This is a genomic window from Pseudomonas sp. IT-P171 (assembly GCF_949767765.1).
GTDB classification, from domain to species: Bacteria; Pseudomonadota; Gammaproteobacteria; order Pseudomonadales; family Pseudomonadaceae; genus Aquipseudomonas; species Aquipseudomonas fluorescens_B.
Genome location: NZ_CATKQN010000007.1, coordinates 148,526 through 159,951, shown reverse-complemented (window position 1 = coordinate 159,951; position 11,426 = coordinate 148,526). Strand labels below are relative to the sequence as shown.

11 protein-coding genes are annotated in these 11,426 nt (G+C 60.4%); 1 reads left to right on the top strand and 10 read right to left on the bottom strand.

Annotated features, from left to right (window positions below; genetic code table 11):
* Positions 1-31 precede the first annotated feature (31 nt).
* Together ACM6I5_RS06500 and rlmKL are read right to left on the bottom strand one after the other, a co-directional pair.
* Entirely contained in the window at positions 32-2,422 is a 2,391-nt protein-coding gene (locus ACM6I5_RS06500) for a GGDEF domain-containing protein (protein ID WP_017337506.1), read from the bottom strand.
* Between the two features lie 143 nt (positions 2,423-2,565).
* Positions 2,566-4,836, bottom strand: coding sequence for a bifunctional 23S rRNA (guanine(2069)-N(7))-methyltransferase RlmK/23S rRNA (guanine(2445)-N(2))-methyltransferase RlmL (rlmKL, locus tag ACM6I5_RS06495; RefSeq protein ID WP_414883434.1), 2,271 nt, complete (start codon positions 4,834-4,836; stop codon positions 2,566-2,568).
* A 531-nt stretch (positions 4,837-5,367) separates the two neighbouring features.
* Here rlmKL and rmf point away from each other — a divergent pair.
* Positions 5,368-5,583 (top strand): ribosome modulation factor, encoded by a 216-nt coding sequence (gene rmf, locus ACM6I5_RS06490; RefSeq protein WP_003223300.1) that lies wholly within the window; start codon positions 5,368-5,370, stop codon positions 5,581-5,583.
* A gap of 305 nt (positions 5,584-5,888) precedes the next feature.
* On the opposite strand, the gene ACM6I5_RS06485 is transcribed toward rmf, so the two are convergent.
* The 8 genes from ACM6I5_RS06485 to sctF all read right to left on the bottom strand — a co-directional run bounded on the left by ACM6I5_RS06485 (position 5,889) and on the right by sctF (position 11,421).
* Positions 5,889-6,908, bottom strand: coding sequence for a quinone-dependent dihydroorotate dehydrogenase (locus ACM6I5_RS06485; protein ID WP_017337504.1), 1,020 nt, complete (start codon positions 6,906-6,908; stop codon positions 5,889-5,891).
* An 82-nt stretch (positions 6,909-6,990) separates the two neighbouring features.
* The gene (locus ACM6I5_RS06480; RefSeq protein ID WP_414883433.1) at positions 6,991-8,376 is read right to left on the bottom strand and encodes a hypothetical protein; all 1,386 of its coding nucleotides are present in this window, start codon (positions 8,374-8,376) and stop codon (positions 6,991-6,993) included.
* 45 nt (positions 8,377-8,421) lie between these two features.
* Complete coding sequence (locus tag ACM6I5_RS06475; RefSeq protein WP_414883432.1) at positions 8,422-8,868, bottom strand: hypothetical protein; 447 nt, start codon at positions 8,866-8,868, stop codon at positions 8,422-8,424.
* The gene (locus ACM6I5_RS06470) at positions 8,865-9,551 is read right to left on the bottom strand and encodes an oxygen-regulated invasion protein OrgB (RefSeq protein WP_414883431.1); all 687 of its coding nucleotides are present in this window, start codon (positions 9,549-9,551) and stop codon (positions 8,865-8,867) included. The genes ACM6I5_RS06475 and ACM6I5_RS06470 overlap by 4 nt, the downstream gene beginning before the upstream one ends.
* Positions 9,523-10,092 carry a secretion system protein gene (locus ACM6I5_RS06465; protein ID WP_414883430.1) on the bottom strand — a complete coding sequence of 190 codons (570 nt, stop codon included), beginning with the start codon at positions 10,090-10,092 and terminating at the stop codon, positions 9,523-9,525. The genes ACM6I5_RS06470 and ACM6I5_RS06465 overlap by 29 nt, the downstream gene beginning before the upstream one ends.
* The gene (locus ACM6I5_RS06460; protein ID WP_414883429.1) at positions 10,076-10,798 is read right to left on the bottom strand and encodes an EscJ/YscJ/HrcJ family type III secretion inner membrane ring protein; all 723 of its coding nucleotides are present in this window, start codon (positions 10,796-10,798) and stop codon (positions 10,076-10,078) included. The genes ACM6I5_RS06465 and ACM6I5_RS06460 overlap by 17 nt, the downstream gene beginning before the upstream one ends.
* Positions 10,795-11,103 carry a type III secretion system inner rod subunit SctI gene (sctI, locus tag ACM6I5_RS06455; RefSeq protein ID WP_017337498.1) on the bottom strand — a complete coding sequence of 103 codons (309 nt, stop codon included), beginning with the start codon at positions 11,101-11,103 and terminating at the stop codon, positions 10,795-10,797. Before sctI ends, ACM6I5_RS06460 begins: the two co-directional genes overlap by 4 nt.
* Positions 11,104-11,160: 57 nt before the next feature.
* The gene (gene sctF / locus ACM6I5_RS06450; protein WP_017337497.1) at positions 11,161-11,421 is read right to left on the bottom strand and encodes a type III secretion system needle filament subunit SctF; all 261 of its coding nucleotides are present in this window, start codon (positions 11,419-11,421) and stop codon (positions 11,161-11,163) included.
* Between the last annotated feature and the right edge of the window lie 5 nt (positions 11,422-11,426).

The following is an 11,426-nucleotide window of genomic DNA, read 5'->3' as shown; positions in this document are numbered from 1 at the left end:
TCCCACAGGGGGGGGTTGTGTACCGTCGGGGTTAATTCATCTCGCCCTGAACCCGATCCCGTCCCGCCTGCTTCGCCGCATACACCCCCGAGTCTGCCCGCAGCAGCAACGCATCCGCGCCCTCGTCGACGCGCCAGCTGGCGATCCCGAAACTCGCGGTAACGATTCCGACGTCCTCGATCGGCGAGCTGCGCAATCCTTGCCACAGCTCCAGCGCCAACCCATACGCCTGCTCGCCGTCGATATCCGGGCAGAGCACCATGAACTCCTCGCCGCCCAGGCGACAGAACACGTCGGTGCGACGCAGCCGATGGCCGATACGCTCGCAAACGGCCTGCAACACCCGATCGCCCACCGCATGTCCGTGCTGGTCATTGATGCGTTTGAAGTGGTCGATGTCGAGCATGATCACCGACAATTCGCCGCCACCGCGCTCGACTCGGGCCATTTCGGAGGTCAGGCGCTCCTGGAAGTAGCGGCGGTTGTGGATCCCGGTCAGCGAGTCGGTAATCGACAGCGCCCGCAGCTCTTCTTCCACCCGTTTCAGGTCGGAGATGTCCGAAATGTAGCCATGCCAGAGCACGCCACCGCCGGGCAGCTCTTCCGGAGTCGCTTCACCCCGGACCCAGCGCAGGCCACGCACCGGCAGCAGCACACGGTATTCTTCGCGCCACGGGCTGAGCGTGTCTGCCGAGGCCCGGATGGAGGCGCGAACCCGGGTGGTGTCCTGGGGATGGATCCGGGTGAAAATAGCTTCAGCGTTGAGCAGCAACACGTCCGGTTCGAGTTCGTAAATCTCGCGAATGCCATCACTGGCGTAGATCACACTGAAGCGTCCGTCGAATTCCATCTTGAACTGGTAGATCCCGCCGGGCACATGGGCGCTGAGTTTCTTCAATAGCAGATCCCGTGCGGCGAGCGCCTCATGCACCCGCTTGCGCTCGGTGACGTCGATGCAGATTGCCAGGTGCCCGACCCACAGCCCTTGCTCGTCGAGCACCGGGGTCGCCAGCATGTTCACCGTCAAATGGCTGCCGTCGCCGCGAACCAGGGTCCACTCCCGCGCTTCGTGACCGCCCTCCTCGCCGCCCTCGACCAACATGGCCTGGCAGGTCGGAATCGGCTTGCCGTAGCGCGCGCTCAATTCCGCCGAGCGCGCCGCCAATTCCCGGGGCAGGTGCAGGTTTTCCAGGGTCATGTGGCCCACCACGTCCATGCTGGAGTAGCCGAGCATCTGCTCCGCTCCGGCGTTGAACGTGCTGATGACGCCGCGCAGGTCGGTGGCGATGATCGCCACCTGAGTCGCGGCATTCAGCACGCCGCGCAGCTGACCATGGGTGCCGCGCAGTTCCTGCTCACGAGCGCGCAGCTCCTCGGTCCGCTGTTCCACCATGCTCAACGCCCGCTGGCGCTGGCTGACCAGCACATAAAGCAGCGCGCTGAGCATCAGGCTGAGCAAACCTCCCAACACCACCACGCTGGTGACCGAAGAATGGTTGGCTTGCAGGAACGCTTCGCTTGGCTGGATATCGACTTGATAATCGTGATCGGCAAGCCCCAGCAATCGGGTCGCAGCCAACTCACTGACGGCAGGTCCGTTGGGGGATTCATAGAGCACTTCGTGTTGATCCTCGGTGGACAGGTCGAGGATGCGCACCGACAGGTAATCGTGTCCCGCCTCCGGCAGCCCGTCGGCCAGCAACTGACGCATGCTGATCACCGCCATCACGTAACCGTAGGGTTTGGACCCCGGACTGTCGCGGGAGATGACCGGCGCGACCAGCAGCACGCCCCGGGCATACGCCGGCTCGATACTGACCAGGTGCAGCGGCTGCGACACCGCCATCCGGGTATTCTGGTCGGCCCGTTCCAGGGTGGAGCGGCGCAGGGGTTGCGCGAGCAAGTCGTAACCCAACGGCGAGCCGAGCCGGCTTTGCGTCTGGCTATATACCACCACCACGTATTCATCCCGTTCGGCCGCCAGTTGCAGCTGGCCTTCGGCGTTGAGCTCACGAATGCTGAAATCGGATAAACCTTCCTCGCGCACCTGGCGCTCGAATTCCGCGCGCTCGGCACCGCTGACCCGCCGCGCAAACGAATACGCCTGGGTTCGGTGCAGCAGAGGTTGGGTGTAACCGTTGAATTCCTCGCGGTCGACGTCATCGGAATTGGCGAAGAACCGGCGCAGGCCGTCGAGGCGCTGCTCCTGATCTTCAAAACGCTCTTCGATACGGCTGTAACGTTCACTGGCCATCAGTTGGAAACGTTGCCGCAATTGCTGGTGAAACAGGTTCAGGGTCGACCAGGCCAACAGCCCCGTAAGCACTCCGCCGATGATCAATACCAGCAGCGCGACCAGCCAGGCCGAAACATCTTCACTGATAAAACCCAGGATCTTGGGGCGCACGGCGTGCAGCGACATAGAGGCAACTCAAAACGCCAGGTGCCGGAAAAGCCCATTGGCCATGCCTTGAGTTATAGCTATTAGCCATCAATTTGACCAGCACTGAAAGAAGCCAAGAGCCTTTAAAAATCAAGGCTCTGTGGATCCAATGCCGGAAAGCGTCAACGTGCCATGATTTTCCAGGCCCGGTGGATCTTCCCATTGCGGGCAAAATCCGGATCAATGGTCTGCGCCGTGATTTCCTCGACCGCGTAACGCTCGGTGAGATTTTCCTCAAGGGCGAACTTGCGGAAGTTGTTGGAGAAGTACAACACGCCCCCCGGCGCCAGTCGTGCCATCGCCAGGTCGATCAGTTGCACCTGGTCACGCTGCACGTCGAAAATCCCTTCCATGCGCTTGGAGTTGGAGAAGGTTGGCGGGTCGATGAAGATCAGGTCGAACTCGTCACGGCAGGCGTCGAGCCAGACCATCACGTCGCTCTGCTCCAGACGGTTCTTGTCGGAGAAACCGTTCAGCGACAGGTTGCGGCGCGCCCAGTCGAGGTAGGTTTTCGACAAGTCGACGCTGGTGGTGCTGCGCGCGCCGCCTTTGGCCGCGTGGACGCTGGCGGTCGCTGTGTAGCAATACAGGTTGAGGAAGCGCTTGCCGGCTGCCTCTTTCTGAATGCGCATGCGCATTGGCCGGTGGTCGAGGAACAGCCCGGTGTCGAGGTAGTCGGTGAGGTTGACCAGCAGCTTCACGCCACCTTCGTTGACCTCGACGAACTTGCCCTGCGCGGCCTGACGCTCGTATTGCTTGGTGCCGCTCTGACGTTCGCGACGCTTGACCACCACGCGGCTCTTGTCGATGTTCAACGCCTGCGGAATGGCTGCCAGGGCGTCGAACATGCGGGCCGAGGCTTTTTCCGGGTCGATGGATTTCGGCGCGGCGTATTCCTGGACGTGGACCCAATCCTGGTACAGATCGATGGCCATCGAATATTCCGGCATGTCGGCATCGTAGACGCGGTAGCAGTCGATGCCTTCACGCTTGACCCACTTGCCCAGCGCCTTGAGATTTTTTTGCAGGCGATTGGCAAACATCTGCCCGCCTTCGCTCAAGCGCGGCTGCTCGACGACTACCGGGGCCGGTTTGATCGGGTTGCCGTTCTTGTTGTACTTCTCGTACTTGCCCGGCGCCACATCGTTGTCGGCGACTTCGACTTCAGCTTGTTCGCGCTCGACTTGACGCTGTTCCGGGGTGCGACGTTCACCGGTGACGAACTGGTCCGGGGTGACCTTGATCAGCAGCAGCTTGCACGGCAACGCGCCGTTCCAGAACGAATACTGTTTGTGGCTGCGGATGCCCATGCGCTTGCCGAGATCCGGGGCGCCGGTGAACACCGCCGCTTCCCAGTTCAGGCAGGCCTGGCGCAGGCGCTCGCCAAGGTTCTGGTAGAGGTAGAGCAAGCTCGCCTCGTCGCCCAGACGCTCGCCATACGGCGGGTTGCAGATCACCAGGCCTTTCTGGTTCTGGTCCGGACGTGGTTCGAAGGTGCCGACTTCGCCCTGGTAGATCTTGATCCACTCACTCAGGCCGGCGCGTTCGACGTTGTTGCGGCCCGGCTGAATCAGGCGGGGATCGGCTTCGTAACCGCGAATCCACAGCGGTGGCCTGGCCAGGCCGGCCGCGGCGCGCTCGGTGGCTTCTTCGTGCAGCTTTTTCCACAGCGCCGGTACGTGACCGAGCCAGGCAGTAAAACCCCACTGCTCACGACGCAGGTTCGGCGCCATGTCGGCAGCGATCATCGCCGCTTCGACGAGGAACGTACCAACACCGCACATCGGGTCAGCCAGTGCGCCGCCCTCGGCCGCAATACGTGGCCAGCCGGAACGGATCAGGATGGCCGCCGCGAGGTTTTCCTTCAGCGGCGCCGCGCCCTGCTGCAAGCGATAGCCGCGCTGGTGCAGGCTGTGGCCGGAGAGGTCGAGGGAGAGGATGGCTTCGCCACGGTCCAGACGCAGGTGAATGCGCAGGTCCGGGTTGAGTTTGTCGATGGACGGGCGGTCGCCCTGCGGGGTGCGCAGTTTGTCGACGATGGCGTCTTTGACTTTCAAGGCGCCGAAGTGGGTGTTGTCGATACCCGAGCCATGGCCGCTGAACTCGACGGCCAGGGTGCCGTCGTTGAGCATGTGGTCTTGCCACTCGATATCGAGCACGCCGTGGTACAGGTCCTCGGCATCTTTCATCGGGAAACGCTTGAGCACCAGCAGTACCCGGTTCGCCAGACGCGACCACAGGCACAGGCGATAAGCGGTTTCCATGGTCGCCATGCCGCGCACGGCAGAGGTGTGCTCACGCGCTTCTTCAAGGCCAAGCCCGACGGCTTCCTCGATCAGCAGGCCTTCAAGGCCTTTGGGGCAAGTGAGGAAGAGTTCGAAACGATCGGACATGGTAATTCCAGAGCCTTTGGCGAAGTGGACCGGCAACGCATTGCCGGCCCGGTTTTCAATCAGGCGCTTTTCTAAAAGAGCGCCCGCGTGGCACGAAGGTGTGCCGTCCCACCCGTGCTGCTCGGGTTAGAAGAGCTTAGATGCACGGGCAGATAAAAAAGTTGAAGCAACAAAATGTCATAACTTGACCCTTCGTCGAATAATGCCTCGACGCAACACGAGCCATTCTCACTAAAGGATTAACCCCATCATCTTGCGGAGGGCCGATCATACAGGGCTTTGACCAATAAATACGGGGCAAACATCGTGTTACTTATGGCCATAGCATCTTTATGGTTACGTCCTTATGACAAAATGATCATTCCCTCGATGTGACGCATTGGTTAGAACTCAACACAGGTTGGCGCCACAACGGACGTCAACACCCTGGCTCGCCACGCCGGCAGCGAGCCCCCCAACGGCAGACATTTCTGCCAGACCTCGATTGAGGTCAACGCGATAAATACAGTCAACAAGTGAGGGCAACACCCTATGAGAAGACTTAAGCGTGATCCGTTGGAAAGAGCATTTTTGCGCGGATATCAATATGGCGTTGGTGGCAAATCCCGTGAGCTTTGCCCATTTACTCTACCGTCGGTACGCCAAGCCTGGATTAACGGCTGGCGAGAAGGACGCGGCGACAACTGGGACGGTATGACCGGCACTGCGGGAATCCACAGACTCAACGAACTTCACGCCGTCGGCTAACACAGGGCACACACTCCGACACGACAACCTGATTACTGAACGACTTACCACGCACGCCCCATCCGGGCGGCGGGCTCCGGCCCAGGGGCTCCTTCGAGGAGCCCTTTTTTATGCCTGCAAATTACCTGGAATCCGAAATCTGCTTTTGTGGCGAGGAGCTTGCTCCCGCTGGGCTGCGAAGCGGCCCCGGAACGGGTCAATCCGGAATGTCAGGTAAAATGCGGTTGCAGGGTTTACGACTGCTTCGCAGCCGAGCGGGAGCAAGCTCCCTCGCCACAGATAAATCCCCTCGCCACAAGAGCCCTTCAGCGCAGCGCCGCGATGGCGTCGACGGATTCACGAATCAGCGCCGGGCCTTTGTAGATGAATCCAGAGTAGATCTGAACAAGGCTCGCACCCGCCGCGATTTTCTCGGCTGCATGCTTGCCTTCGGTGATGCCACCCACAGCGATGATCGGCAAGCGACCGGCCAATTCTGCGGCCAGCACTTTTACGGTGTGGGTGCTCTTGTCGCGAACCGGTGCGCCGGACAAGCCGCCCGCCTCGTCACCGTGCTCCATGCCTTCAACACCGACGCGGCTCAAGGTGGTGTTGGTGGCAATCACCGCATCCATCCCGGTTTCGATCAGCGCTTGCGCGACTTGAGCGGTTTCTTCGTCGGTCATGTCCGGTGCGATCTTGATGGCCAGCGGTACGTGCTTGCCGTGGCGCAAAGCCAGCTCCGCACGACGGGTCGCCAGGTCAGCCAGCAACTGCTTGAGCGAGTCTCCGAATTGCAGGCTGCGCAGGCCTGGCGTGTTCGGCGAGCTGACGTTGACCGTCACGTAGCTGGCGTGGGCGTAGACCTTGTCCAGGCAGATCAGGTAATCGTCAACCGCGCGTTCGACCGGCGTATCGAAATTCTTGCCGATGTTGATGCCCAGCACACCCTTGTACTTGGCCGCTGCCACGCGGGCCAGCAGGTGATCGACGCCGAGGTTATTGAAGCCCATGCGGTTGATGATCGCCTCGGCTTCCGGCAGGCGGAAAATCCGTGGTTTCGGGTTGCCCGGCTGCGGACGCGGGGTGATGGTGCCGATTTCGACAAAACCGAAACCCAGTTGCGCAAAACCATCAATGGCCGCGCCGTTCTTGTCCAGGCCCGCCGCCAGGCCTACCGGGTTCGGGAAGTCCAGCCCCATGACCGTCACCGGCATCTTCGCCGGAGCCTTGCACAGCAAGCCGTTGAGGCCCAAACGCCCGCCCGCGCCGATCAGGTCCAGGGACAGATCGTGGGAGGTTTCCGGGGAAAGTTTGAACAACAGCTGACGGGCCAGGGTGTACATGGGCGGGTTTGACTCTGGGCAATGAAAAGTGGCGGCGATTATAGCCGGGGTTGACCGGCACAGGCGATCTCTTTGCCCGGGCTCAAGGAACCACCGTCTCCTGCAGTGTGTAGGTGTTATCGGTGCGTTTGGCACTGCCAAAGACCAGCGGAAAGTAAATAATCATCGCCATCAGAGCGAGACAGCCGCTCATGATATGGCCCTGGTCACCGTCATCGACCCTGGAACTGCTCAGCAACGACGCTACCGCGCCCATGACCAAAGCGATGGCGTGCCCCGCCGAAAGACGTAACGCCCCGATATCAAGCAGCGCATCCGCCAACTGCGTCCGCGTCGGTCGCCGGACCTCCGCTCGGACCTCCAGGACCATTTGCCGCAAAGCTTCCGGATCGGAAAACACCGAGTCCCACCCAGGGTCTGGAGATAACACGTGCGAACTTTTGCAAAGAATGGAAATGACGTCGTCCACAACAATGCCGAAGCCATTGAGCACGCCCTGGATAGCATCCGCGCCCAGACTGTAACCAAGCTCTGCCGTGGCTCGGGCCGCACCACTCAGCGGTGCCAGCTGCCCCAGTTCTGCCAGAAAAAACTGCGCCGCGCCATAAGCTGCGGTCGCTACGCCGGTGGTTGCCGCGTTGGCGGAGCCGGCATTGTCCTGTAATGGAATGAAAACATTGGCCAAGCCTCTGGCCACTGTATAAATCGACCCGCCGACGACCACCGGAAGCAACTTGTCAGACGCGCCTGTGAGGTGCGCCGCAATCAGGGCACCCATCGTGATGCTGGCCATGCACACACGCCCCAGGCGCGACGATAGATTCGCCGTACCGTCACACTCATTTCGAATCGCTCCGATCAAGGTCAGCGCCGGGCCGATCATTGTCATTGCAACCATTGCCCACGCTCGGCCGGCCTCAGGTGAATCGCCTGCGCGCAGAGATTGTTCGACGTGGTAGGCAACGACCTGGCGCAGCACCACCGTCAACGCAACGATCAATCCTGTACGACCAGCGACATTGAGTAGATTGAGTCCGGGCCCCTTGACCGCGTCCAGCCACTCCATGCCCGCCTGAAGCACGGTTTGCATTCGACTTTCATGGGTTTGCCCGGTATCTGCAGCATTCAACTCAATTACCCGTGCAAACAGTGACTCATCGACAAGTTCCTCAGGCAGATGCCCACGCTCAATGAATGCGTTGACCCGCCCAACCACAATCCGCTCTGTCTCACCCAATGGCCTGTAGCATTCCTCCATCTGAAGGGTCACTTCACGATTCACCCGTTGCATGCCAGCAGCCACTTGCCTGGGCGTCCCCAATGCGAGTGCTGAAAAACGCGACGATGCAACGAGTGCTGATGGATCAAGCGCCACCGACTCGTTACGCGGCGTCGGATTACCTGCCGATGTGAGAGTTAAGCCTGGTAATGCAGTACCCCTTACTGCCGAGCCAGCAATCAATGTCATCCTTGTATCCTCTCTTTTATTGTTATGCGGGTTGTTTTCCCTGCCTCACCACTCGCTCTTTTCCCATGCATCGTCGCCGATCGGCTGGAACACATCGCGTGTGTAACTCATGACAAACACATTCATGCTTAAGGCCATACCGTTGGCGCCTTTGATCTCCTTATAGAGCTGTGTTTTTTCCAACCCGTCGTCTTTCAAGCGAACCAATAATTGCAGCGTCACAGCCATCAACGCCTTCGCACTTGGATACGCCGGTGTGACTCCGTCCGTGCCACGCAGCGAACGCAGGAACTCGTAGATGGCCTTTTCCCCCTGCCCCTCCATTGCCAATAGCCGCTGATACAACTCATCGAATTCGGGGTCCGGGCCGGGTCGCTTGCTGCCGTTGACATCGGGCGCTATGCCGGACGCCTGCAACAGGCGTGAGTCAAGCGGCACGACCGCAGACATCTGCTCAAGCCGATGAGTGTTCATCACCGTTTCAATCTTCATTCCACACCTCCGACAGGATTCGTACCGAAACCTGAACACAGCTCACCCAATCGCGTCATCGAGGCCTGATCGAGACATCGCACCGACTCGGGCAGATTTCCCAGTCGGGCCAACAACTGTGGCTCCAGTCGTTGGCAGACCGATTCGATATCAAACTCAAGCAATTGATCGGACAGACGGAACACGTAACGCTCCTCGGGTTGATAGTCGAGCACCAGTGCGCCAGGCCAAAGTCCTTGCAAGCGCAGCCGCAGCGCCTGACCTTGAGGTTTGCAGCGCGCAGGCAGCACCACCTGCAGCGGCGCCCCGGTGTCGGACCGCTCCGTCAGCCAGCGCTCGAGCATTTCATCCAGCCATTCAACGCGCGTCAGCAATTCTTGCAGTAACTGACGCGCGGCCTGAGCCAGATCCTTGCGCAACTGCAGCCCGAGCGTCTGCGACTCGAGCAAACCGTTCGCCAGGTTTTCGGCGGCGCGCAGAATGCCATTTGCATAACCCTCCTGAAACGCCTGGGCACGAATGGCCTGGGCTTCAGATTGAGCCTGCTCGACGCATTCACGGGCCCGGCGTTGCGCCTGTTGCTGTAATGAGCGCCGCTGGCGCGCCGCGTCGAGGTCTGCGCGAGCCACGAGGGCATCACTCGATGCCGGCACATCAGTCAGGATTCGGATGGAGTCGAGCATGCTGCACCGCCAGAAAGAAAAGAGCCGGATCGGCTTCTGTCGCCGGCCACTGGGTGTGCAGGCCGACCACGTGTGGAGAGAATTGCAACGCCAGCCGCTCGAGCAGCAGCGGCGGCAGGAACCCGGACAAACCCGACAGCGCGTTGAAGCCCGCCGCTTCAACTTGCTTCAACGGTTCCGATGACGACTCAAGCGGCACGCTGGCGCGAGGCCCCGGTCTGCAATTGGCGAATTGACGTAACGGCATCGGCAACTGCTGCAATGCACCGCCTCGCGCGAGCTGTGGACACAGTCGCCAGGCACCCATCAGGCACGCGATGTAAGGCAATTGTCGCCACTGCCGGATCCACTGCTGTGCGACGGCCGTCAGCGGCATCGGGGGCCATGGTCCTTGCTCGCCAAGCCCTTCCAGAAGCATCCGGTTGAGCACGCGCCGAGCATCGGGGCTGTCAAACCCCATCGGTATGTTCAACCGCTGCGGGTGCACATAATCCAGCGGCTCCGCAAGAATCCGCCGCAGGCGTTCAGCGCACGATGTCACGCGGCGCCCCTTTCAACAGTCGATAACCTAACCCTGCGCAACCTGCCAACAGCACCGCCGCCAACGACGCCAGCAGCCAGACCGGGCGCGAATCACTTTGCGTTGCTGACATCGACGGCGCGACGTGCTGCGTGGGCGAGCGCTGTGACAACACCACCGAGATGTTTGCGTACTCGACGGCGGCAAAACTGTTTTTGAGAAAGCGCTTGATGTCGGTAATCAGCAACTGTGGCTCGATGTCTCGCTCATGAATGGCCACGGCCGCCAGGTGAATGGGCCCGGCCTTGCGTCCGCCTTCACCGGCATCCAGGTCATAACTGACATGGACCCGCGCCGACACCACACCTTCGAGCAGACCCAGGGACTGTTCGATTCGCTGTTCCAGCGCCGAGTAAAGCCGTGCCTTTTCAGCCCTGGGGGAAGCGACCAGCGAATCGCTGGGAAACATCTCCGCCACTTGCAGTCGTGGCCTGGACGGCAGCGAATAGAGGTTGAGCAAATCGACAGCGGCGGAGAAATCGACCGGGTTGATTTTCACCGCGTACCCGGTTTTGCCGGCGTCGACTTTCGTCGCCGCGATGTTGTTGCGTTGCAGGACTGAAAGCACTTCGTTGGCCTGCTGTTGATCGAGCCCTTCCAGCAGACTCGGCTGCCGGCAGCCGACCAACGCCAGACACAGGAACATCAGCAACGCACCCGCCCTCATGACGCGCGCAACAACGTTTCGGCGGTGCTCACGGCCTTACGGACCAACACGTTGAGCAAATTGATGTCGACGTTGTATTGCCCCATTTGCTCCTGCAGCTGCGCCAATACTTCGGGGCTGGTGATATCAGGGCGCTGCATCAGTTGATTGATCGACGACACGTCCTGGCCGCTGTTGACCGCTGCACCGGCGAACGCGTCGATCAGTCGATTTTCAAGGGAAACGATCGGGCCTTCCTGCAGGCTGCGCAGTTCAGTAACGGCCGTGGGCTCAATGAACGAACGGGAAATGCTTTGAATAGACATGCAGTGCACTCATGAAAATGGCCACCGAACAACGATGGCCAGTCAAAAGGAATGGAATCAGCGAGCGGCCTGGATGATCGCCATGTCGATGTCCTTGAAGCCCTTGATCGTGTTGGTCTGGGCGTTTCGGAATACGGTGTAGGAGGAGAATGCGGTCTGGTAAGCCGCCAGCTTCCCGGGATCTGACGCATCCAGCTTGAGATCCTCCAGTGCCTTGTCCAAAGCAGTCTTGAGCCCTGCTGCACCGTTTTCGAACGCTTCGGCCTGACGTCCGAGAAAATCATCGTGAAAGTCGATTGGGAAATCGATACCAGACATGTGTC